The sequence below is a fragment of the Acinetobacter sp. KB005 genome, from assembly GCF_049949095.1.
Classification (GTDB): Bacteria; Pseudomonadota; Gammaproteobacteria; order Pseudomonadales; family Moraxellaceae; genus Acinetobacter; species Acinetobacter calcoaceticus.
On record NZ_CP188191.1, the window covers coordinates 3,314,230 to 3,338,887 of the forward strand.

The window sequence follows — 24,658 nt, forward strand, 5'->3', positions numbered from 1 at the left end:
AATTGCCATAAAAAAACCGAGATAAAAACCTCGGTCTTTTTATACAAGCATTAGAAATGCCAGTTTCATGAGTCTGGTTAATTAAAAAATTTGATATCAGTCGGTGTTGATATTTTTGCTGCATCACCAGCGGGTTTTAATGTGCCTTTGTTGGCATCAAAACGGAACAAGCTAATGTTATTAGTAAAAACATTGGTTACATAAAGATATTTACCAGACGCATCGAATGAGAAAGCCCGTGGTTCAACACCATTCGCTTTATAAACTGTTGGTTTACCTAGCAATCCATTTTGTTGAATTTTAAATACCAAAAGTTTGTTGTCTGCACCACGATTGGCAGCAATCACATATTTGCCATTTGGACTGAGGATAATTCCACTCGCACTCTTAAATTCAGGTGTTTTGTCCTCATGAATTAGTTTTAGCTCAGCTACTTTTTTCAAATGACCATCTTGTACGTTAAATGTCACAATTTCACTTCGCATTTCTGCGGTAATGTACGCATGTTTGCCATTTGGTGAAAAGACCATATGACGTGGACCAGAACCATGGGTAAAAGTCACATCTCGGCTACTGTCCGCTTCGAGTGGTTGAGGCTTATTCGGGTTATAATGAAAGGTATAGACTTTGTCATTTCCAAGATCGCTAGCATATAAATACTTGCCATCTGGGCTGAAAGTTGTCGAATGTGCATGACCACTCTCCTGACGACCTTTAACATGACCAGAACCTTCGCTAAAAACAATATTTTGAACCATTTCACCCAAATGTCCGTTTGGCAAAATTGGCAAAACAGCCACCCCACCACGACCTTTATCGAATGCCGAATAGTTCGACACAAATAAGAATTTACCATCTAAACTGATTGATGCGTGTGTTGGATGTCCACCATGGCTATTCACTGTGTTCAACACTTTTACCTTACCATTTTGAACTGATAATGCAGTCACCGCTCCTTCATTTTCTTCATTAGTGGTATATGCAAAACGACCATCTTTAGATTTTACAACCCAAGAAGGACTTTTCATTTTCAACACCTTAACAGGAGTTAAAGTCCCATCGCTATTCACTTGAAGCTGGTACAGACCTTCACTGGCTCGTTTGGGTTTTTGCACAAGCGGTGCATCAGGGATAGATGTCCATGTTCCCACTAAAGCGATTTGTTGCTGTGCAGCATTTACAGTGGAGCACCATCCAAATGACAAAAGCGTCAACGACAATGTTGCTGTTAACTTGTGAATTAGCCCACGATATTTAATATTTGTATCGTTGTCCTTGCCATATTTTATTTCAACATAAGTATCTATTTTCACGTTTATTTCCTTGAAAAATTCACCTTATTTGCACTTATCAACAAGGTATTATCAATCTAATTTCATTTAATGTTTCTGAAAACTAATTTATAAAACAGCAATTTTCAAGTGAATTTTCTTTAATCAGAGGTCAGCTCAAGGTTTGCTTACTTTTAAGAGAATCGATGGTTTATATAGTAAATATTCAATTTTTTTAAATGTTATGAAGGTGTTATTAAATTAAAAGCCCACCGAAGGTGAGCTCTTAATTTAGTTATTACTGATTAAAATCAATGAAAGCATTACAAGCGTACTTTTCTAATACTTAATTTCCATCTACTAGAAACGCCAGTTGTAGAATAAATCGATCGCTCTTTCTAAAGATTGACTCGCTTCTAAATATAAACGGCGGTTCATTTGATAACGTAACGTAAGCTTATTGACTGGTGTAAACACACCAACACCATAACGAATAAACAGATCCGGTGTGATATAGCCAGTTAAACTCACCTGAGTATCATCACCTGTACCTTGAGCATCTAAAGCTAATCCACTTAGACCGAAAGTACGCCCAATCTGATTAGTTAAAGCACGAGTACCGCCCAAGCCCATACTGATACCAGCAGCAGCAATGGTGTTATTTACATCAGACTTAAATCCTTCTGCATTACTTAAACCACTTGAACCTTCATTAATACGTCCCGTGACGAGCGCATTCAATGCTTCTTGCTCAGATAGTCCTGCATCATTATAAACTTGAATGTTTGGAGAGGTCGCAGTACCTGTAACACGTACCCCAACCATACTACCCTGAACATTTTTATTGGCATCGATATCTAAAGTCGGGTTTGCCAATGGGCCGTTGAAACGTGCAATCGCTCGGTTCAAATCTAGACTTTGTCCATAGGCTTCAATTTTTACTTTTTGACTGACACCAATTGCCCCATTAGCTCTCATTGCAGTCTCGTAGCCACGTTGACTTAAGTTTAGACGACCAACTAATGGAATATTACTGTTAAAGCCTTGGAATATGACTTGCTTTCCAATATTAACAGCAATATCCGCTCGAATATCCCAAGGTTTAGCAGCACGTAAAATTGCAAGTGGGTCTTGGCCTTGTCGAACTATGCGGACATCTGATGAGGTATTAATGACTGGAGCAGTTGTTTCTGGCATTGAAATTCGCGCGCGAGGAACATCCACCGATCCTTTTAAGCTTAAACGCTTATCGAAAGGATACATATCAAGTGTAAGGTTTGGATTGGCAATTGCAGTAATTAATGGCGCCTGACGTACAAGTAAATTATCACCTTTGAGGTTTAATTGAAGACGTGGTGCATCTTTCCATTCAAAACTACCTTTTAAAAGCCCCACACCTTGACCACTGTTAAACGCGCCATCAATGGTTGCGATGTTCTGACGAATTGATGAGTAAACCTGAACATTAGTTAAATTAACTGGCAGCGAAATCATACTGATTGCACCATTTTTCAGACGCATTTCACCAGTAAACTGTGGCTGAGTTAATGTACCGTTGACTTTACCAGCCAAGGCTAAAGTTCCACTTAGTGTACGGACATCTTGAATAAATGGTTTCAAGACTTTTAATTGAACATCATTAAAAGCGACCTCACCATGCATTGGCATTGATGGTTGGAATGGATTGATAATAACATTCGCATATCCTGTACCAATATCAGGTGTTTTAACATCAACACGGAACAATAGACCTTCTGATACACTTTTTGCAATAACACTTAGTTCATCATAAGCCAGAGTGGTTGCAGGATCTTGAGGATCTTCCGCAGCTAAACCAATTTCACCTTTGCGCGTAATTAAACGGGCATCAAGTTTTGGATTTCCTCCATTTACCCACGCTGCCTTGGCATAACCATTTAATTGTCCAGTCATCGCTAAGCCTTCTGGCATAAATGCCGCGAAGTCACTTAAATCCATGTTCTGAGTTACAAACGAAATATTACCGCGTGCTTTACTTACCCGTACCGGCTGGTCAAAACAGAGCTGGCTATTCGCACTTTGCCAACAGTGTTGACCTACATATAGCTCAGACCGTGCCGAAGAAAAAATCACTGGAGCATTTTGATTTTGTGCCAGACGGATTCGTCTTGAATCAAAACTTCCTTTTTGAATTTGACCTAACCAATCATTATTTTGGTTAAAGCCACCTGCCAACTGAACATAGAATTTGGAAATACTATTATTACCGAGTACTTTCAATAGATGCGCTTTTCTTGTTCCAGTTAAATTCAATTCGGCAGACTGAATTTGTCTATTTCCACTACGCAAATTATCTAATTTTGCGGTTAATTGAGTCGGTGTTGTTTCCGATGTTGGAAGCTCTCCCTGAATACTCAACCTCTTCACACTTACTAAATTATTAAATGCAAAGTTATCTACTGCGATATTTGCTGTTGCTTTTAAACGTGGCTGCGATTGTACATTTAGATCGCCATAAGCTCGACCACGCAACCCCGGATATAATTCGTAGAGTGCAGGTGCATTGAGCTTGATTTTTAGATTTTGTGCATTACCTGTCGCTTGTAGCTGATTCTGCCCATACACTAAAAATAAATTATTGGCTTCAAACTGCTGAGGAAAAAAGCCCTTTTGATTAGAGTCCATCAATAAAGATAAATTACCCTTACCTCGAACAGGTTTATTATTTATAAAACCAGCAAGATTCAATTGCTGAATATTAATTCGTTTCAAATGGTCTGCCCAAACCCCTTGGGTTTTCAGATTCCCTGAAATTTCGCCTTTTACCGCTGAGGTAAAATATTGGGGTTTAAAGCGTACCAATGAACTATTAATATCCCATGCAATGCCATCTTTTAAATTTACAGAACCTGTTGCATAGATTTTTCCAGCGACGCCATCGTGCTGTAGCTGATTAATTCGAATGAAATCTGGTGTACCGGCTATAGAAAACTTCAATAAACCATTTGCCTGTTTTAAGGCTTTTAAAGATCCATCATAATTAACTGCAAAACCTTTAAAGCCACCACCAGCTTTCACATCATTGAATAATAATGCTGCTGTACTTTTACCACCTAAAGTTACAGTCTCTTGACCTGCTTGAGCCAGTCGACCAGTTAAATCAATTTTCTCAAATTGAATGATTTGCTGGTTTGGTTTAGCAAAACCATTTGCTTTAATCGAACCGTTTAACAAATTAACTGGGGCTGCTGCATGAATACTTTGTGGATTAAAATCTTTTGCATTTAACAATGCGTTCCAAACCAACTGACGTTTTTCGGTAGGAAGCAACACTTTAGCCTGACCAGTTAAACTACCTTTTTCAGCAGTAAAACTAAAATTGGGAACATTTAAAACATTATCTTTAATATTAAGATTGGCTAGATATTGTCCTGCTGGCAATAAAGTTTTTTCATGCTGATATACTTTTGTAGCAACTTTAATATCTTGCTGACCATCACGTAATGTTAAATCAACCTGACCACTATCACTGCTTAGCCATCCAATATAAGGCATCGCACGGTCTATTTTCGTCCAAGCCACATTCATGAGCATCGGTTGAGGTTTATTATTTTTTTCTGGGGCCTGATTAAACTTAAGCTTCCAAGACTCATAACGGTCAAAATCAACATTAGCAAATACTTCAGTACCTTTTTCCAAAGAGCCGGTTGAAGCAACAGCAGCATCTAAACTTGGCGGTAAAAAGTCTTGAACGACCTGAGGAATTGCTTTGTCTTTAGGATTAATATGATCTAAACGGCCTTTGATATCCCAAGTAACATGATCTTTCCAATTCACCAAACCTTTAAGGTTAACAGCACCTTTCATGACTTGGCCATTAAAATCAGTGATATTCAACTGATGAACCAAGTCAGTATTCATTAAAGCGTTGTATTGACCTTCAGGTAAATTCTCACCCTTTAAATCTGTATCAACTGCCAAATTAAGTTGTTTAATATCGCCTTGAAACTTGATCACACCATTTTTTGCAAATAATTTTTGTTCAACCAATAAAGGTAAGTGATAATTTTTGAGTAATAACTCACCTTGCATTGGAACTTCATCACGAACAGGATGCAACACCACCCAACCCGTTAACAAATCGGGAGTTGTTGTTGCAACCCCAGCTTTTAAAGTATCTAAACTTCCGCGTGCTACGACTTTAATATTTTGAATATTTAAACTTTTTAAAGATGGGATTCTTAAATCTGCTGTAGCATTTAATGGATATTTACCACTGAAATCCATTTTTCCTGTGGCGTTGTGAACTGAGAGATAGCCCATATCCATACTGGATTTTTCAAATTCCAGTTTGGTCTCTGACCAAACTGCATCTTGCAAATGAACATCATGAAAACTTACATCTGAGGTCGCTAACTTAATCTCTAAATGATCAACATCGGCTTCATCAACACGTAGAACAAATGGCAACTTAATAGGCTTAAATTCGAATGCTTTACCAGAGGGCGGAGTTTTATTAATAATACGTAAGTTACGCACATCCGCATGGCTCAAATGCACCTCTTTTTCTAATAATAAAGAGCGCCATCCTAAACCTACGTCAGCTCTATCTAATGAAACATCAACGTCCTTTAATTGCACCAAAACATTCTTAAGAATAATTCCGCGCAGTAAGTTCCCGCCTTCGTATTCATATTTAATTATTTTCTGAGCGTCTAAAACCCGATCTAATAAAAAACGACTTCCGCGATCTGTTGACATCATGATCACTAACGAAGACGCTAATAATAAAAATATGATCAATATCGTCAGCACGAAACTACGCAAAATGCGCCGCTTCTTAGGTGAACTAGGTGCCGAAGTTGGCTGCTGTTCTACATCCGCCATAAAATAAACCTAATAAAATTTTATTTTTAAAGTTGTGGGCCTATAAAGAAATGTAAACGAATCGGATGGTTTTCATCTGAAATACCCGAAGCGACATCTAAACGGATTGGCCCGATTGGAGACTTCCAGCGAATTCCAACCCCAACGCTATAAGCTGCTGGATTACTAAAGTCTTTATCATAGGCATTACCAAAGTCAGAGAAAACAGCGGCTCGCCAACCATCCTTAAACTGATAGTTATATTCTAAAGAACCGACAGCCAAAGCTTGTCCCCCAATTTTATATCCATCTATTTCTGGAGAAAGACTCTTATAGTCAAACCCACGAATGGTTTGGTCACCACCCGTAAAGAATCTAAGATTGTACGGAACTTTGTCAAAGTCATCGGTAAAAATGTAGCTAAGGTCAGATCTTCCAACGAATTGGTGATCATCATTTTCGCCAAGAGAATAAATAAATCTCCAACCCGCACTTGCTATTGCCATATTGGCATCGGACAGTAAACTCTCGCTACCTAATTCTACTTTATAGGTTTGTTTAAAAGCCTTAGTTGGGTTTAAACGTGTATTACTAGAAGTTTTAGAAGTTTCATAACTAAATAATAATGCTTCTTGCTCTGATGCAGCAGTTTTAAAAGCATCTGGTAATTCAGAAATATCAACATTACCCTGTTGGGTTAAACGGTCTAAACGATAGCGGACACCAAAAGTATGTTGCCAGTTCCCTAAAGGACGTTTAATGATACGCTCTCCACCAACAACAGCGGATTCAGTAAGTAAACTTACATCTGGACCAATATCATCACGGGTTTCACGCTCATATCCACCCACAATGTTAAAGTAATCATTTAATGGGTGTTTATAGGGAATACTATATCGGCCATCAATAGATTGACGAATTTGTGAGACTTCCAAGTTGGCATCAAAAGAATGACCATATTTATTGACAATAGAACGGCGATACTGACTACGTAAACGTGCACCTGTATCGGTGCCGTAACCAACACCTGTTTCCAAACTATTTAGCTTATCTGCATTTAAAGTCACAATGACTGGAATTCTTTTAGTTTCACGTGCTTGTGCTTGCAGGCGGTCCTGTTCAGTTTCTTGTTCATCCTGCTGAACGGGCGCGCTTTGCAACATGGCCGTTTTAGCCCTAGCTTCTTGGTTATTTTGGGTTCCGGCAAACTGTTTTTCATCAACTACATTTTGTGTAACTTCTTTATTAGACGTGGCTAATTGACGTGCTTTAGCCAATTGTCGTTGTTCAGGTGAAAGTAAGTTAGACTCATCAACATCAATGTTTTGTTCATCGACCAAAGCTTGTAAATCTGGTGGTAGCTCAAGTTGTTTTTCAATTGGATCTGGTTTAACAGAGTCAACTAAAGTGTAATTAAAATAACGTGAGTTGGTTAGGTTATTTGCTAAAGTATTTACCCGCCAAAATGCATAGTCATCGCCCTCTTTCCACGGCGCCATACTTTCTAAAATATTCAAATTTAATGGCAGAGATTTCGATGGATCACTCATACGAAACTCAACCTTATCTAATTTGTAACGCTCACCTGTTTCATAGCGTAAGTTAATATCAGCTTTATTTTCTGGCTGACTCACTTTCACATCATGCAAACGCCAGTAAGCATCAAAATAACCATTATTAGATGCGGCATCAACAATACGACTTTTAGTGGTTTCATATAAACCATGGTTAAAAATGTCACCTACATCCTGATCAGGAACTAAACGAATAACCTGAAACTGTGGTTGCTTTTCACCTGCACCAGTAAATTCAATATTTTGCTCATTAATTCGTACTGGTTCATTAGGCGTAACATTTACACGAACCCGACTCGAACTTAATTTTTCAAAGCGGAACTCAGCATTATAATAACCAACCGCCTGTGCTGCTTGATTACTTAATGTTCTAAGTTGAGGTAAAGCAGCATTGAAATCTTCAAATGACTCTTGAGTAAATGTCGATAACTTACCTTTAATGTTTTTAGCTAGCAAATCTGAGGCACCACTTACTTCTGCACTAATACGCGGTACTTGTTCCATTGGAATTGCACGTGGCGGACGCACTTTATTTAAAATACGCTTAAAGAAACCAGCTTGTTCAGGTGGTTCATCGGTCTCTGGCGTTAACTCTGGTAAGGTTTTTCCTGTTTCATTGGCTTCGACTACAATCTTGCTATCAGATTGAATCTCTTGCATAAGCTGGTCAATATTTACAGGTGCTTGTTTAATTTCCTGTACTTCAGACTGCGTTGCATCACTTACCGTTACTTCAGGTAGCTTCTGAGTCCCATTTTGAAAACTCTGCGCTTCATTTTTAGCTTCTTCCGCTACCCTATAAATTTCATTTGCCATGTTTTGGTCAACAGGCATATCTGGTAAATCTTCGAGATTATCCAGTGTAATTGGCTTAAATTCGTTAATTTGATTTGGAAATTGTTCTTGTTGTTGCAATATAGCCAAGCTATCTTGTTGTTGCTGAGCTTGAGTCACAAGTGTAGCAATATCTGTAATTGGAGCAGTGTTTTGTTGATCCACTGACACTAATTGTTCTGATGAAGTATCAGACACCGTTGGGCTTGCAGTTGATGAACTAGCTGCAACAGAAGTTTGAGCAAAACTTGGCGTTACACAAACACTTAACAACAAGCTGCTACAAATAAGTTTAGGAATCCCCTGCATTTTTAAAATTAAATGCATAGAATGAGTGAGAGTTGACTGTTTAAACTTAATTTTAGAAGGCATAGAAAACTCTAGACTTATTTTTTAATAAAACGCACCAAGGTGAGTGTAAAACTCACTCAAAACCATTGATTTTTCATTTAATCAAGCGTTAAAAATATCATACATGGTTTTCGATGCAAATTAACAATCGGTCACATTTTTTTATAAAACACAATGAAGTTTGCACATGATGAAACAAGATGAGCACCTGATGACATCACGTCGGTTCGTACCGATGTTTTTTACCCAGTTTTTTGGCGCATTAAATGATAACGTTTTTAAGCAAGCTTTATTATTAGTGATTACCTATGGTTTGATTCAGCAACAATCTGCCCCAGTAAGTACCCTTAATAACTTAGCGGCTCTCTTGTTTATTTTGCCCTATTTCTTTTTTTCGGCCACTGCTGGACAAATTGCAGATAAATATGAGCGTTCACAACTTGTTCGTGGCATAAAAATTTTAGAAATTATTATTATGCTCATTGGTTCTGCTGGTTTTTTATTGGGGCACTTATGGTTGCTTCTTCTTGCTTTATTCTTAATGGGTACACATTCAACATTCTTTGGCCCTATCAAGTACGCAATTTTGCCTGAAATTTTAAAACCGCACGAGTTAATGTCTGGTAATGCTCTGTTTCAATCGGGCACTTCAATGGCAATTTTATTTGGGATGATTTTAGGTGGTGCGGTAATTGCATCATCACATGGGAACTTATTGTGGATTAGTCTTACGGTTGTGATTATTGCTTGCATAGGCTATTTATGTAGTCGCTTCATTTTACCTCAAAAAGTTGCCGCTCCTGATTTAAAGATTGACTGGAATTTCATTCGTACGAGTTTTCAAACCATTCAATATGCCAAAAGCTTACCTTTAGTGTTCACTATTTTGTTAGGTAACTCATGGTACTGGTTTTATGGCGCTACTTATTTAACGCAAATTCCACAGCTGACCCAACAAAACCTCCATGCTTCAGAAAACGTTGTTAGTCTTTTGCTTACTTTCTTTTCAGTCGGTATTGGTGTTGGGTCACTTCTTTGCCGTAAAATTGGTGGTTCAGAAATTAATATTAAAATGGTTCCGATTGGTGCAATTGGCCTTACTGTTTTTGCACTCTACCTTGCTGCCAGTTTAGCTTTTGTTCCAGAAAGAACTGGGGCATTACTTACGTTAAAAGATATATTTACTCAAGGCTGGGTTTACTATCATGTAATGTTAGCAGTGACGTTACTGGGGATTAGCGGCGGTTTTTATATTGTTCCCCTTTATGCCATGATGCAGGCTTATTCTCCGCGCTCACATCGTGCCCGTGTTGTTGCGGCTAATAACATTTTAAATGCCGTTTTTATGGTTTCTTCTGCAATTTTTTCAATCTTAATCTTAAGTGTTTTAAAAATTGATATTAAAATACTTTTTATTATTACAGCTGTACTTAGTGCAATCTTTAGTATTTGGCTTCTAGCACGACTAAAACCAATGCTTGCCACAGCACATCTTTCTTTGGAGGACTAATTTATGCGCCACTATACTGGAATTGATCAACTCATTAACTCTTTTGATCAGGCGTTACGTAGTCTTGTTCCGGGTGCAACAGCAGCACAGCGCCAAAATCCAGCCGAAACAGTTGAAGCAAAACTAGGTGTAGAAGATGCTCGCCATGTAGCAGGTTTAATGCGAGTTAACCATAGTGGTGAAGTGTGTGCTCAAGCCCTTTATCATGGACAAGCATTAACAGCGAAATTGCCAAATGTACGTAAAGAAATGCAACAAGCAGCAATTGAAGAACAAGATCATTTAGCGTGGTGTGAAGTTCGTTTAAAAGAGCTAAATAGTCATACCAGTTTATTAAACCCAATATGGTATGGGCTTTCATATGGCATGGGTGCTCTTGCTGGCATTGCTGGTGACAAATATAGCTTAGGTTTTGTGGCTGAAACCGAACGCCAAGTCAGCCTTCATTTACAAGATCATTTAAACCAGTTACCTGCTCAAGATGATCGCTCTCGTAAAATTTTAGAGCAAATGAATGAAGATGAGTTACATCACCGTCATACTGCACTTGAAGCAGGTGGTGTTGAATTACCGTATGCGGTAAAAATCACCATGACAGCCATTTCAAAGCTCATGACAAAAACCAGTTATTATCTTTAAAAAAACAAAGGATTGATCTAATTCGGATCAATCCTTTTTAAAATATTATTTTAAGCCATGATCATATTTGAAACGCTCAATATCTCGAATTGAGTTCCAATAGTTCCGATTAATACGGTCACGATCATTTTGTAATTCTCTTAAAAGCTTACGATAACGTTCACGCTCTTCTGGCTTTAATTTTTCGTTATAAGCACTGTCAGAATATTGCTTAAACTTTTCGTCATAAAGGTCATATTCATTTTTTGCATTGTAGTAATCGGAAGCTGCCTGATAATAAGGTCTTAAACGATTACGCTGCTCAACTGGGCACACATTGATATTGCCACTACCCTCTAAAGCACTATAAAAAATATTTGTTGGCTGGCAATAATACCCTAGCCCTTCTTTATACCCGCGTTCATATGACTTTTGATCTGGAACAATATTGGCTTTTCCACATGCTTTGTAATATTGATCTAAACGTGGTGACGAACCTTTTGAACCATCTTTCTCACCCACTAATGACCAATTCGCAGTCTTACATTCTTCTACGCTCATTGCAGCACAACCTGAAAGGCTGATGGCTAGAATGGCTAAACCGATATTTTTCATATTAAGAGAACTCAAAAAATAAATTAAAAAAAGCGCAAAAATAAAATTCCAGTAAACACCCTAAAAGGTCCTGCTCTATTCAAGACTTCAAAAATAAGTGCCTCACTGGATAAGCCTTAAGTTTAAATCAGTTTGCCCCTCTCACCAAATTGAAAGGTCATAATTACTAATATTGTTTAATTTAAAAATAAAATTCTAAGAAATTTGCTAACTCTTAGACTGCCCTTATACGCTAATTTTACTTAAATTTTTAATTATAAAAATTAGACTCAAATAATTGATTATTCATACAAAAAATCCAAATATTCCAAAAATTATTCTTTAATCATTTTACTCTTTTTTTATGCTATTAACCTCACAGCTTGCTGTAGGATTTTAGCTAAATAACCACCAAGGTTTTTATAATGAGTACACATATTTATCCAAACTTAAACTTACAAGACTCTCACCTTAAGGCTTTTAAAATATCAAACGATTTTACTCCACCGACACAAGCCGGTACTTTCCAACCCGATTTATTTTTGAAAGAAGTCGATGAATATTTAAACTCATATCCTCATACTCAACATATTGATATTTGCCTACATGATTTAAACGGACATATTCGTGGCAAACGAATTGATGTTAAAAGTTTGAGAAATCTCTCTAACGGATGTTATTTTCCACTTTCTGTTTATGCAATGAGTCTTGATGGAAAAGTTATTGAAGAGACAGGCTTAGGAAAATACATTGGTGAACCAGACAGACTTTGCCTACCCATTTTAGGCAGCTTGCAACCAAGTGCCTTATCCCCCGAATTGAATGCTCAGCTTTTCCTCACAATGCAAGAAGAAGGTGGCTCAGATTGTCGATATGAACCACGCAATATATTAAAAAAATTATTAAATCAGTTACACACTAACAATTATTTTCCTGTCATGGCTGCTGAACTGGAGTTTTATCTTGTCTCCCCAAACCATCACACTGAAACATGTTTGGAAAACCAATGTTTTGACATAGATGCACCAAATAACTATCAACAAGTCCTAGAAGAAGTTGAAAAAGCCGCCTTACTACAATCTATTGAAATTACCGCTATTGTTGCAGAGTCATCACCTGGACAATACGAACTAAACCTTCAACACACTCATGATATTTTAAAGCTGTGCGATCAAATTAATGCTTTAAAAAGAATTGTAAAACAAGTCGCAAGAAAACATGATTTAACCGCCTGTTTCATGGCGAAGCCCAACTTAGCAAAGGCTGGTAGTGGTATGCATTTTCATATGAGCTTGCTCAATCAGTACCATGAAAATGTATTTAGTTCAGCAGTAGAAAAAGATGAACCTTCGGCCAAATTACTCAGCGCGATTAGTGGTCTAATTGAATTAATGCCTGCATCTATGGCTATTTTAGCGCCCAATATTAATTCTTATAGACGCTTTAAAATTGGGCACCATGTACCGTTAGAAGCAAATTGGGGTACCAATAATCGCAATGTCGCAATTCGAATTCCATGCTCAGATTTAAAAAATCAACGCTTAGAATATCGGGTTGCTGGAGCCGACTGTAACCCCTATTTGGTTACAGCTACGATTTTAGCGGGTGTATCTTATGGCTTATCTCATAAGTTACCGCTATCAAAACCTGCACATCTTTTAAAATTTCCTGATGAGCACATTCTATTAGCCAACAATCAGCCGGAAGCCTTAAAAATATTTAAAGGGAGTCTTATTTTAAAAGGATATTTAGGGGCAGACTTTGTAGAGCATTGGTACACAGTTAAACAGGCTGAATATCAAAATATTTATAGTCAAATGACCGAAGCAGAACAACATTGGGATATATAACTAAAAAAATACTATGACATAAAAATAAAGAAACACTGTATTTAGCGAACCCTTAGGGAGAAATTCCCTAAGGTTTTTTTTTATCTTTAATTAATATAAACCTAATGATTATTTTGTTTAGCTAAAAAACGCAATCCAACACCAGGTTCAGTTGCAATATAACGTGGCTGAATTGCATTATCTCCAAGTTTACCGCGCAACTTGCCCACTAAAATACGTAAATAATGAGTATCTTCCTGATGGGTTGGCCCCCAAAGTTCTTTTAAAAGTTGTGGCTGTGTTAAAAGCTGACCTTGATAGCGCATTAATAGCGTCAGCAATTGAAATTCTTTTCGAGTTAAAGTAATGGGCTGTTGCTCAACCCAAACTAAACGCTGCATGACATCGACTTTAAGGTAGCCGTCATCATAAATATGGGCTTCTTGTTGAATGGGTTGGTTTCTTAAAATGACTCGTATGCGCGCCAATAACTCTTGAACACTAAAAGGCTTGGTCATGTAGTCATTTGCACCTGCATCTAGCAAGGCAACTTTTTCATATTCATCTGCACGTACAGATAAAACAATCACAGGAACATTCGACCAACTACGTAACTCTTGAAGCACTTCTTTACCGTCTAAATCTGGCAAACCCAAATCTAAAATAACTAAATCAGCACCTTGTGTGGCCAAAGCCTCCAAACCTTTGTAACCAGTCTCACAGAGCGTGGTTTTATATTTTTGTGTTCTTAAAGCAATGTCTAAAAATTTACGAATCTGAGGCTCATCATCAATAATCACAATACGTGTTTCTACAGGTGATGTTTCTGAACTTATCATGACTTTACAACTTATTCTTTTACTGGGTGAATGGGTAATCTGATTTGAATTAAAGTACCTTTATTTTGGCGTCCTGAAAATGCTTCTATTGTACCCATATGAGCACCAATAATCGCTTTCACAATTGTCAGTCCTAAACCTGTACCAAATTTTCCGCGGTCTCCGCGTTCCATAGTATAAAACATATCGAAAATGCGGTTTCTTTCATCTTCAGGAATTCCCGCTCCTCTATCTTCAATTTCTATTTTCACTTCATCATCAGACAAAAGAGAAGCCCGAATCATGACTGGTTCATCTGGAGGTGAAAAGTTTGCAGCATTTTCTAAAACATTAAAAATAGCTTGCTCTACGAGTGCTGGATGAACATATAAACTAATGGTTTGTTCAGGTAATTCGACCAACACTTGAGTATCTGGTTTATAACGCTTCAAACGGCGGGTTGCCGAACCAATTAATTCATCTACACCAATCCAGTCTCTTTTTAAAGATAAGCCTTCATGCCCCAAACGTGTCATATCAAGCAAATTCTGAATATAACGATCTAAGCGCTCGCCTTCTAAATGAATGGTTTCGAGTAAATCTTGCTGATCTTGCTCTGACATATCTGCTTTAAAATGGGCAAGCGTATCAGCTGCTCCAATAATAGAAGCAAGTGGTGAGCGTAAATCATGTGATACCGACGATAATAAAGCAGAACGTAATCGCTCTGTTTCACTGGTTACTTTTGCTTGTTCAAGTTCATTGACCAATTGAGTTCGAAGTGCTGCCTGCGCAATATATTCAATTACACTTTCAGTCAGTTTTTTTTGCTCAAAATTTAAAAAAACAACTTCGTCTTTAAAGTAAATTCCCACAATACCTAGGCTATTTTTTTGTTCTAAAAGAGGTAAAAACCACCAGTTTGACTGACTAAGCGTATCGGTAAAACGCCCACATGGTTGTTGATGCTTCAAACACCAATCTGCTGCCACTTTTTCTTTGTCGTTTAGCTCTATGTCAGATGAAATCACTCTATCTTGAATAGAAATCCATACTTTAGTTTGAAGTTGTGTTTCTAAGGTCATACGTCCTGTTTGCATGACTTCTTCAAGGTTCACTGCACTAGAGAGCTTACGTGCCAAGTCTTGCATCACCGTGGTGTAGGCATTCGCAGCTTTCAAAGACAAAACCTGTTGACGTAATTGAGAAGCCAAGCGCCCAGCGATTAAAGCGGCCGCAAAAAAAGCAACAACGGTAACCACACCTTGATGTGCTGAAATCTGAAAAGTAAAACGCGGTGCAATAAAGAAAAAATTATAAGCCAAGAAACAAATAAGAGCTGCCACTACCGCAGCGAGCATTCTGGTTTTAGTGGCGACAATTAAAACTGAAATAATGAAAATGACAGAAAAGTCTTCAATCCCTAATAAAACTTCAGCAAAGTGCGCTATAAAAATACTCGCACAGGTAACCGCTAAAACAAAAATACTTTCTTTTAGTGATAAAAATGATGGCTTTTCAAGCTGAGTTGTCTTTTTGGTGCCCTGTTCTGGGTGCAAAATGGTTAAAGCAATTGAGTTTTCTTGATTCAATAATTGTTGAGCTAAATTTTTCTTAAATAACTTTAACCACCACGGCGAAATACTTTTGCCAATGACCAGATTTGAGATTCCCCTATCCACAGCAGCATCCATTAAAACAGATGCAACCTGATGGCCATATATTACTTCTGTGCGACCACCGAGTTGCCGAGCCAGTTCAAATGCACGATCAATCTCAATATATTCTTTTTTATATGAATTTCCTGAACTCTGCCCAAAGTCCAAACTTTTAGCAACATTCACTACCGTCCACGCAGCCCCATAACGTTCTGCTAAACGGCAACCTGCCCGTACTAAATATTCAGAAGAACCTTGCCCATCTATCGCAATCATTAATTCATTTTGCAACGATATAGATTTCAAACCTTTAGAGGCATAACTCTCTTTTAAATCTGAATCAACATGTTCTGCAACGCATTGCATTGCTAGTTCACGTAGTGCAGTTAAATTTGAAATGCTAAAAAAGCCTTGTAATGCCAGATTTGCTTGATCGGGCACATAGACTTTTCCTTGATGGAGCCTTTCAATGAGTTCACTGACTGGCAAATCAATTAAACGAATGTCTCGAATACGATCAAACACTCTATCTGGTACAGTTTCACTTACCCTAATGCCCGTAATCTGGTACACCACATCATTTAAGCTTTCTAAATGCTGAATATTCATGGTAGTGAATACGTCAATACCTGCATCTAGTAATTCATTGACATCTTGCCAACGGCGTTCATGACGACTATTTGGTATGTTTCGATGAGCCAACTCATCAACTAAAACGATTTCGGGATGCCTAAGTAAAATAGCATCCAAGTCCATTTCTTCTAAACTATGCCCCTGATACTGCATTTCCTTTCTAGCAATCTGAGGCAACCCTTCCAAAATTTTTAGAGTTTCTGTTCTCCCATGGGTTTCGACAATACCTACAACAACGTCTGTACCTTGTTGAAACAACTCTTTGGCACGAGCAAGCATGGCATAGGTTTTTCCAACACCAGGCGCCGCACCGAGAAAGACCGTTAGTCGACCGGCTTGATATCTGTTGACATGATTTAATAAGGCCTCAGCCTGATTTTCGCGATTGCTTTGCACTTGATATCATCCGGTAAACTAACAACTTTATTTTTAAGTTAATGTGTAGATTGTAATTGATCTAAAGCAATATTGAGCTCTAATACATTAACACGAGCTTGTCCTAATACACCAAACTGCATGGGCTCAATATGCTTTTGCAATAGCTCTTCTACAACTTTAAGATCTAAATGGCGCGCTTGAGCCACTCGGCCAACTTGTAGCTGAGCAGCTTCGGGACTAATATGCGGATCAATACCACTGCCAGATTTAGTCACCAAATCACTTGGAATAGGTGTATTGCCTGTATGATCTTGCTTTTTCACTGCGAGCATCTGAGCGTCGATTTGCTTTTGTAACTCAGGATTAGTACGAGCTAAGTTTGTACCCGCCATTGCCATGGGATCATAATTTGCTGCCGAAGGGCGTGGATGAAAATATTCGTTCCCGACAAATGGCTGAGCCACTAAAGTTGACCCAACAACTTTCTGATCTATTTCAATCAAATTACCATTGGCCTGATCGTTGAATAAAACCTGCCCAGCGCCAGTAGCGATAGCACTGTAAACAGCACCACACCCCACTAGAGTAAAAATTAATAATCCTAACGATGCTCTTAAGGTCTGACCCAAATTTGCTTCTGAATTTTGTACATAAGTTTTCATTTCAAACTCCAGATTACAAACCAAATAATTGAACAATCACCACATCAATCGCTTTAATGGCAATAAATGGTAGAACCACACCACCCACACCATAAATCAACATATTTCGACGTAATAATTGAGTTGCAGTTGAAGGTTTAAATTTCACACCTCGAAGAGCAATTGGAATTAATAGCGGGATAATAATCGCGTTAAAGATTAATGCCGATAAAATCGCACTACTTGGGCTCGCCAGATGCATCACATTTAAAACCTGCATTTGCGGAATCGCTGCAGCGAATAATGCAGGCAAAATTGCAAAGTATTTCGACACATCATTTGCTAAAGAAAACGTTGTTAAAGCACCACGAGTAATCAACTGCTGTTTACCAATTTCAACCACAGCCAGCAGTTTGGTCGGGTCTGAGTCTAAATCGACCATATTGCCGGCTTCTTTCGCAGCTTGTGTACCAGAATTCATGGCTAAGCCAATATCTGCCTGAGCTAATGCAGGTGCATCGTTGGTTCCATCACCGACCATCGCAACTAAACGGCCTTGTTGTTGTTCAGTGCGAATACAAGCCAATTTGTCTTCTGGTTTTGCTTCGGCAATATAGTCATCTACCCCAGCTTCAGCAGCAATCGCAGCAGCAGTTAGTGGGTTATCACCTGTGACCATTACGGTTTTGATGCCCATTTCTCTTAAACGAGCAAAACGTTCTTTAATACCGTGTTTAATCACATCTGAGAGTTCAATCACGCCCAATACATGATGTTGATTTGCCACAACCAATGGGGTTGCACCTTTTTTTGCGACTTGTTCAACACGTGCTTTTAACTCTAAATCTTGAGAATAATCTTCATCGACAAATTTCAAAATGGCATCTAACGCACCTTTACGAATTTGATCACCATTAGGGAAATTCACACCAGAAATTCGGGTTGATGCACTAAAAGAGATAAATTCAGCCTGCTCAGGTTCTTGCTGTTTTAGCCCTTGTTCTTTTGCCAATTTAACAATCGATTTTCCTTCTGGTGTTGGGTCGGCAAGCGAACTTACCCAAGCAGCCACTCGTAACTCAGACTCAGTTACCGAAGTCAAAGGATAAAAAGAGGTCGCTTGACGGTCGCCATAGGTAATGGTTCCGGTTTTATCGAGTAAAAGCACATCAATGTCACCAGCAACTTCTACGGCTTTACCTGATTTCGCCAAAACATTGGCTTTAAGTGCGCGGTTCATACCCGCAATCCCAATCGCAGGTAACAAGCCACCAATGGTTGTTGGAATTAAGCAGACCAACAGTGCCACGAGCACAACTGGATCAAGTTCAATATGCAAATAATGAGCAATAAACGGTAGGCTAATCACGACAATTAAAAACGTAAGTGTCATCACCATTAACAAGAAGCCAAGTGCAATCTCATTCGGTGTTTTTTGACGATTTGAACCTTCAACTAAAGCAATCATACGGTCCAAGAAACTTTGGCCAGACTCAGCAGTAACCTGAACGATAATACGATCTGTAAGTACTTTAGTCCCGCCAATAACACCAGAACGGTCAGTTCCAGCTTCACGTAATACTGGTGCCGATTCACCTGTAACAGCCGATTCATTAATAGTGGCAAAACCTTCTACAATTTCACCATCGGCTGGAACAAGCTCACCTGCATGAACTTCAATAAAATCATTTAAATGAAGTTCAGTTGCTGCAACTTGAGTCGCTTGGCGGTCGGTCAAAGAATTGAGTCTTCGAGCGGTTAAATTTTCTCTTGCTGCACGCAATGAAGATGCCTGACCACGACCTCTAGCCTCTGCAACAGCTTCAGCATAATTAGCAAATAAAATGGTAATGAACAGGATAGCTGTAACCGCTAAACCAAATAAAAGTGTGGTGTAACCCAAAATGGTACTGATTCCAGTAACCACTGTCCCAAGCCATACAATTGCCATCACAGGGTTTTTAATTGCATGTTGTGGTAGCAATTTCACAAATGCATTTTTCCAAACTTCAAAATTTGGTACTGCCATGGTTTTTTTATGGCTATTTACATGAGTTTGTGTATTCATTTTCACTCGCCTCCTTAGCCTTTAACCAACAAAAGTTGATCGGCAATTGGCCCAAGGACAAGAACTGGCATAAATTGTAATAAGGTAAGCAACACCACAATCGTGATCAGCGTTAAGGCAAAAGTTGGAGTTTCAACTTGGAGGCTTCCTGCTGTTTCAGGCGCTTTCCTTTTTGCAGCTAATCGCGTAGCAATCATTAATGGTAAAATTAATGTCGGGAAACGTCCTAAAAGAAGAGCGATACTACAAGTGACGTTCCACCATACGGTGTTATCTCCAAGGCCTTCAAAACCTGAACCATTGTTGGCAAATGCAGAGACATATTCATAAAACACTTGGCTAATACCATGCGGTCCTGAATTGCTGATGCCTGATAGACCCGGAATGCTGAGGGTTAATGCAGTAAAGGCAAGAATAACCAGAGGTTGAATCAAGATAATAATCGCGAGTAATTTAATTTCTGCGGCTTCAATCTTGCGCCCAAACAACTCAGGGGTACGACCTGTCATTAAACCGGCAATAAATACTGCAAGTAATAGATAAATCATAAACTGTTGCAAACCACAGCCTACGCCGCCCCAAATGGCATTAATCAACATGTTGATGAGTTCGACCAGACCAGTAAGCGGCGCAGAAGAGTCATGCATCATATTGACCGAACCATTATTTACTTGAGTTGTGACAGCTGCCCAAACCGCTGATGCTGCTGGTCCAAAACGTTGCTCTTTACCTTCCATTACGGCGAGTTGAGATGCTGTAGATGACATACTTTCAGACCAGACAGCAGCTGCGCCAGAAATAACCGACATAAAAAGCATGCTACCAAAGACAAAGTAAGCAAACTTTTTACGCTGAGTAAAATGCCCGACCATAAAAATTACTGTGATTGGAATGAGTAAAATCGCAATCATTTCTAGCAAATTAGAAACTGGTGTTGGATTTTCTAAAGGCACAGAACTATTTGGACCGTACCATCCACCACCGTTACTACCCAATTGCTTAATAGCCACCATCGGTGCAACTGGTCCCAAAGGAATTTTTTGAGTTTCTACAGTATTGGCTTTATCAATAAGTTGTACTTCTGGCCCGCCTTGGAAAGTTGCCGGTACACCTTGGCTATTGAGCAATAATGACCAGACAAAACAGAGTGGAAGCAAAAAGCGTACTGTAGGGCGAATTACATCTGCCCAATAGCTACCAATTAAAATTTGATCTGGTTGCTCGGCAACATCAGCTGCGATATGGCTTGGACGCTGATAAAAGAACGCTCTTAAAGTTGCGACAACCAAAGCCAACCCCATCATTGGAGTAATGACTTGCAGGCCCACAATACCTGTCATTTGCGACAAATAAGATAACTGAGCCTGACCAGAATAATGCTGTTGGTTGGTGTTTGTTAAAAATGAAATAACAGTGTGTAACGCTAAATCCCAACTCATATTTGGTGCATGGTTAGGATTTAATGGTAGCCATGCTTGCGTCATAAAAATAGCAAGAATAGCCACTGCAAGAAAAATACAGCTAACAACAAATGCTAGAGAATATTGTTTCCAGTTCATTTGTTGTTGTGGAGATACACCTAACAAGCGGTAAACAGGATTTTCAATCCAACGAAATAATCCATCACCAACCATCGGCTGATTTACCATCACTTTGGATAAATATTTACTGAGACACCATGCTAGAAAAATAGCAATAAATAAAACAAGTATAAGTTCTAGCATGGCTATTCTCCTCTAAATCCCATGGCTTGACTTGCCAAACTGGAAATAAGGAGAAATAAAGAAATATCATTTTTTTTAAGTCCGCATAAGACAATGCCAGACTGATGCAAGATGCGCATTTGAGAATTTATAAGCATCTTTATTGTCCTGAAATAACACTAATTTAGTGAATTTCAGTATCGGTAAAATGCTCGTAAATTCTCTATTGAGGAACTCAAAGCCCGCGTAAAATTTGCGTAAAATATAGAGTAAAAGACGTTAAAGTTTAAAATTGACTACCGGATAAAGTACTGCTTCAGACTTTAGGGTTTCACAATTCCATAATTCATATAAAGGAATTTTTACGTCTAGTGCCAAAGGTAATTTTTTAGAATTAAATTGCATATGGTCTAGATCAGTTCCCCATGCAATCAAATCTACATCTAAAGAAATATGATGTGATGGACGAATACGCCCTGTGTCTGATTCAAGTTTTTTTAAGAAAGCTTCGATTTCTGAAGGATTTAAAGAACTTTTTAATAGACATGCTGAATTCCAGTAATCATCTCCAATGCCATCTCGGCATGGAATTTGATAAACCGATGAAAACTGCACTTTCCCCAATGTTGCCAATTGCGTATAAGCAAAAGTAAAGTGTTGTTCTGCGTCTAAATTACTCGCTAGAGCGAGCGCAAAAATTATTTCTGGTGCGTTCAAGACGAATTCCTACAGCATTAGCTTCTGCAATGATGGCGGGCTTACGGATGGTAATGGTAATTTTTTCAATCGTTGGGAAAGTTTCGAACAAACATTCCAAAACGAGATGTGCTGCATGTTCGATTAATTCTGGCTTGGCTTGTTGAATAGTTTGAGCCGATAACTCACAAATCTGTGCATAATTGAGTGTATCTTCAAGTTTGTCAGACTGTGCAGCTCGGCTCAAATCATTATGGATGGTTAAATCCAACATTAAAGGTTGAATGATTTGTCTTTCCCAGTTGAAACAGCCAATCACTGTCTCAACCTTTAACCCTTCAATAACAATGGCATCCATAAATTTAAACTGACCTTAGTGCTTTAACAACGAAGCAGGTTCCATATTTTGAACCATTTTCAAACGCTGGTCTGCATAAATATCGGTATATGGTGCGAGTACGCGCATAAAACGATCGAAATAAAGCATTTGCTTAAATAATAAAGCAAAATCTCGAGGGAATTTAATACCGTGGCGCTCACCAACCCCCACCATATCCATCATAATGTCGTTTAAATCGGCAGGATTAGTAGACAGAATTTGCTGTGGATCAGCCATTAATACACCATTAAATAAACGTTCCAAATCTTGTGCCAATACATCCACATCAACTTTGTTATGTGTCATGCCCATTTTCAGCATGTTTTCGGCCATCGCTTTATAATCAGTCTTTTGCAATGCATCCATAAAGGCCATACACGCTGTCCAGACTTCTGGCTTTAACTGTCCCACAATACCAAAATCAATAAAACCAATTCGGCCATCTTCGAGCAGCATTAGATTTCCAGCATGTAAGTCTGCATGGAAACTCTTACATAGCATAAGGCTACCGAACCATGTATTCATTGCAGTAATCAGCACTTGTGATGGATCTTTGGCGTATTGTTTCACCACACTAAAATCTGTCAAAGACACACCATATAGACGTTGCATGGTTAAAACACGACGTGTAGAAAACTGATGATAAACTTTAGGTGCAGTCGCAGCTTTGTTTTGTGAAATATTCAGATATTCAATAAAGTCATCTAAGTTTTGTGCTTCTTCAATGAAATCGACTTCACGAACCATACGGCTTTTAATTTCATCAACAATTTCTGAAAGAGCAGCAAATTTGATTTTAGGTACTGCACGCTCAAGCAATTTGGCAGCCCAATGCACCACACTTAAATCTGTATATAAAATGGTTTCAACACCCGGCTTTTGTACTTTAATAACGACATCTTCGCCTGTGGTCAATTTAGCTGCATGAACCTGAGCAATTGAAGCAGAAGCTAATGGTTTTTCATCAATATAGCTAAAAATCTGACTTAAATCGCGCCCTTCAAACTCAGAGTCAAGTACACCTTGAATATAACTAAATGGCAGTGTTGGTGTCTGGTCTAAACAACCTTGAAATTCTTCTACATATTCACGAGGGAAAAGCGATGGAGTACTCGCAATAAACTGACCAAGTTTGATGTAAGTCGAGCCAAGAGATTCAAAGGTTTCCCGCATGAGTTTGGCATTACTTGGTTTTTCAGTTGCGTATTTAATCCCAGCTTTGGCGGCAACCACTGCTGTTTCACCAATACGGGCGACAGAACGTAGCCCATCAAACAAAATATTTTTTTTCATATTTCTTCAAAACCAAATCATTCAGGTTGAGTGTAGCAAATTTTATTTCATTTACTGATTAACTTGCCTGACAAACTGGGCAATTTACATCTTTATCAAAATTAACAATGCGTTGTGTCATGTTTAAGCCATCCCAAAGCAACAGTTTCTGTTTTAAAGGAGTCAGATTGAGTCCTAGATATAGTAAAGTGTGATGTGCTTGTAATGACGCTATCATTACAGGAGTAGTCGCAAGTACGCCTGATTCTGCACAGCGTAGGCCTTCATTGCTATGCTGTTCTTTAGGGAATAAACATTCATAACAAGCTGAATCACCTTCAACCATAAACATTTGTGCCTGAAAACCAATTGCTGAAGCACTAATTAATGCGACCTGATGCTTTTTACAAGCAGCATTTACTAAATAACGTGTTGTAAAATTATCACATCCATCCAACACCACATCTTGGTGTTCAACAAGTCTATCAATGTTATGTTCATCTAAACGTTCGTTGTAGTATTCAACACAGATATAAGGGTTAATTTTCTGTAACCGCTTTGCAAGAACTTCAGCTTTATAACGACCAATATCTTCATGACCAAATGCAATTTGACGTTGTAAGTTACTTATCTCAATAGTATCGGCATCAATGAGTGTAATCTTTCCAACCCCTGCTCGCGCTAGTAGCTCTGCACTGCTACATCCTATTCCACCAGCCCCAACAATAAGCACATTAGCAAGTTTGAGTTTTTCCTGAGCTTCTATATCCCATCCATCAAGTAAAATCTGACGGCTATAGAGATGCATTTCTTCATCACTTAACTCTACAAAATCGATATCTTGAAGCTCGGTCACGCGTTAATCCTTTCACTTAGAAGCGAAATGATTTTATGACTAAGTCAGGCATTAGGAAAGGTATAAAATAAAAACAGCATTTTATTCTTTAAACTTTTATCCACCGCATTACTTCTCTCAAGCTTTCTGC

16 protein-coding genes and 1 pseudogene are annotated in these 24,658 nt (G+C 38.5%); 3 read left to right on the top strand and 14 right to left on the bottom strand.

Annotated features, from left to right (window positions below; all coding sequences use genetic code 11):
* Window positions 1–77 precede the first annotated feature (77 nt).
* From ACPF64_RS15890 to ACPF64_RS15905, 4 genes and pseudogenes are all read right to left on the bottom strand, one after another.
* On the bottom strand, window positions 78–1,313 hold the full coding sequence (locus ACPF64_RS15890; protein WP_426454452.1) for a lactonase family protein: 1,236 nt from the start codon (window positions 1,311–1,313) through the stop codon (window positions 78–80).
* Window positions 1,314–1,631: 318 nt separating this feature from the next.
* Window positions 1,632–6,137, bottom strand: a complete 4,506-nt coding sequence (locus ACPF64_RS15895; protein WP_426454454.1) for a translocation/assembly module TamB domain-containing protein — start codon at window positions 6,135–6,137, stop codon at window positions 1,632–1,634.
* 26 nt (window positions 6,138–6,163) lie between these two features.
* On the bottom strand, window positions 6,164–7,279 hold the full coding sequence (locus ACPF64_RS15900) for an autotransporter assembly complex protein TamA (protein WP_426456160.1): 1,116 nt from the start codon (window positions 7,277–7,279) through the stop codon (window positions 6,164–6,166).
* A 35-nt stretch (window positions 7,280–7,314) separates the two neighbouring features.
* A pseudogene (locus tag ACPF64_RS15905) lies at window positions 7,315–8,896 on the bottom strand (POTRA domain-containing protein); the annotation flags it as partial.
* Between the two features lie 166 nt (window positions 8,897–9,062).
* On the opposite strand from ACPF64_RS15905, the gene ACPF64_RS15910 reads away from it, so the two are divergent.
* Entirely contained in the window at window positions 9,063–10,385 is a 1,323-nt protein-coding gene (locus ACPF64_RS15910; protein WP_151743163.1) for an MFS transporter, read from the top strand.
* Window positions 10,386–10,388: 3 nt separating this feature from the next.
* A complete protein-coding gene (gene coq7, locus ACPF64_RS15915) occupies window positions 10,389–11,024 on the top strand; it encodes a 2-polyprenyl-3-methyl-6-methoxy-1,4-benzoquinone monooxygenase (RefSeq protein WP_426454457.1) in 636 nt (211 codons plus the stop codon).
* A gap of 45 nt (window positions 11,025–11,069) precedes the next feature.
* Here the strand turns inward: coq7 and ACPF64_RS15920 are convergent, their stop codons facing one another.
* Entirely contained in the window at window positions 11,070–11,618 is a 549-nt protein-coding gene (locus ACPF64_RS15920) for a DUF2799 domain-containing protein (RefSeq protein ID WP_426454459.1), read from the bottom strand.
* Window positions 11,619–12,022: 404 nt separating this feature from the next.
* On the opposite strand from ACPF64_RS15920, the gene ACPF64_RS15925 reads away from it, so the two are divergent.
* The gene (locus ACPF64_RS15925) at window positions 12,023–13,447 is read left to right on the top strand and encodes a glutamine synthetase family protein (protein WP_426454461.1); all 1,425 of its coding nucleotides are present in this window, start codon (window positions 12,023–12,025) and stop codon (window positions 13,445–13,447) included.
* Between the two features lie 101 nt (window positions 13,448–13,548).
* Here ACPF64_RS15925 and ACPF64_RS15930 read toward each other — a convergent pair whose 3' ends face one another.
* The 9 genes from ACPF64_RS15930 to ACPF64_RS15970 all read right to left on the bottom strand — a co-directional run bounded on the left by ACPF64_RS15930 (window position 13,549) and on the right by ACPF64_RS15970 (window position 24,528).
* Entirely contained in the window at window positions 13,549–14,265 is a 717-nt protein-coding gene (locus tag ACPF64_RS15930; RefSeq protein WP_426454463.1) for a response regulator, read from the bottom strand.
* Window positions 14,266–14,276: 11 nt separating this feature from the next.
* On the bottom strand, window positions 14,277–16,931 hold the full coding sequence (locus ACPF64_RS15935) for an ATP-binding protein (protein ID WP_426454465.1): 2,655 nt from the start codon (window positions 16,929–16,931) through the stop codon (window positions 14,277–14,279).
* 38 nt (window positions 16,932–16,969) lie between these two features.
* Window positions 16,970–17,575: a potassium-transporting ATPase subunit KdpC gene (gene kdpC / locus ACPF64_RS15940; protein ID WP_426454468.1), complete on the bottom strand. Its 606-nt coding sequence runs from the start codon at window positions 17,573–17,575 to the stop codon at window positions 16,970–16,972.
* A gap of 13 nt (window positions 17,576–17,588) precedes the next feature.
* Complete coding sequence (gene kdpB, locus ACPF64_RS15945; protein ID WP_426454470.1) at window positions 17,589–19,628, bottom strand: potassium-transporting ATPase subunit KdpB; 2,040 nt, start codon at window positions 19,626–19,628, stop codon at window positions 17,589–17,591.
* A gap of 8 nt (window positions 19,629–19,636) precedes the next feature.
* Window positions 19,637–21,346 (bottom strand): potassium-transporting ATPase subunit KdpA, encoded by a 1,710-nt coding sequence (gene kdpA, locus ACPF64_RS15950; RefSeq protein ID WP_426454472.1) that lies wholly within the window; start codon window positions 21,344–21,346, stop codon window positions 19,637–19,639.
* 258 nt (window positions 21,347–21,604) lie between these two features.
* The gene (locus tag ACPF64_RS15955; protein ID WP_045125662.1) at window positions 21,605–22,042 is read right to left on the bottom strand and encodes a 2-amino-4-hydroxy-6-hydroxymethyldihydropteridine diphosphokinase; all 438 of its coding nucleotides are present in this window, start codon (window positions 22,040–22,042) and stop codon (window positions 21,605–21,607) included.
* Window positions 21,999–22,379: a dihydroneopterin aldolase gene (gene folB, locus ACPF64_RS15960; protein ID WP_426454475.1), complete on the bottom strand. Its 381-nt coding sequence runs from the start codon at window positions 22,377–22,379 to the stop codon at window positions 21,999–22,001. The genes ACPF64_RS15955 and folB overlap by 44 nt, the downstream gene beginning before the upstream one ends.
* 15 nt (window positions 22,380–22,394) lie before the next feature.
* Entirely contained in the window at window positions 22,395–23,693 is a 1,299-nt protein-coding gene (locus ACPF64_RS15965; protein ID WP_426454477.1) for an ABC1 kinase family protein, read from the bottom strand.
* 58 nt (window positions 23,694–23,751) lie between these two features.
* Window positions 23,752–24,528 carry a HesA/MoeB/ThiF family protein gene (locus ACPF64_RS15970; RefSeq protein ID WP_056480978.1) on the bottom strand — a complete coding sequence of 259 codons (777 nt, stop codon included), beginning with the start codon at window positions 24,526–24,528 and terminating at the stop codon, window positions 23,752–23,754.
* Between the last annotated feature and the right edge of the window lie 130 nt (window positions 24,529–24,658).

Excerpts from the sequence above, each read along its gene's own strand:
- ACPF64_RS15895 (WP_426454454.1), bottom strand. The coding sequence starts at position 6,137 with ATGGCGGATGTAGAACAGCAGCCAACTTCGGCACCTAGTTCACCTAAG.
- ACPF64_RS15900 (WP_426456160.1), bottom strand. The coding sequence starts at position 7,279 with ATGTTGCAAAGCGCGCCCGTTCAGCAGGATGAACAAGAAACTGAACAG.
- ACPF64_RS15910 (WP_151743163.1), top strand. The coding sequence starts at position 9,063 with ATGATGAAACAAGATGAGCACCTGATGACATCACGTCGGTTCGTACCG.
- coq7 (WP_426454457.1), top strand. The coding sequence starts at position 10,389 with ATGCGCCACTATACTGGAATTGATCAACTCATTAACTCTTTTGATCAG.
- ACPF64_RS15920 (WP_426454459.1), bottom strand. The coding sequence starts at position 11,618 with ATGAAAAATATCGGTTTAGCCATTCTAGCCATCAGCCTTTCAGGTTGT.
- ACPF64_RS15925 (WP_426454461.1), top strand. The coding sequence starts at position 12,023 with ATGAGTACACATATTTATCCAAACTTAAACTTACAAGACTCTCACCTT.
- ACPF64_RS15930 (WP_426454463.1), bottom strand. The coding sequence starts at position 14,265 with ATGATAAGTTCAGAAACATCACCTGTAGAAACACGTATTGTGATTATT.
- kdpC (WP_426454468.1), bottom strand. The coding sequence starts at position 17,575 with ATGAAAACTTATGTACAAAATTCAGAAGCAAATTTGGGTCAGACCTTA.
- kdpA (WP_426454472.1), bottom strand. The coding sequence starts at position 21,346 with ATGCTAGAACTTATACTTGTTTTATTTATTGCTATTTTTCTAGCATGG.
- folB (WP_426454475.1), bottom strand. The coding sequence starts at position 22,379 with ATGGATGCCATTGTTATTGAAGGGTTAAAGGTTGAGACAGTGATTGGC.
- ACPF64_RS15965 (WP_426454477.1), bottom strand. The coding sequence starts at position 23,693 with ATGAAAAAAAATATTTTGTTTGATGGGCTACGTTCTGTCGCCCGTATT.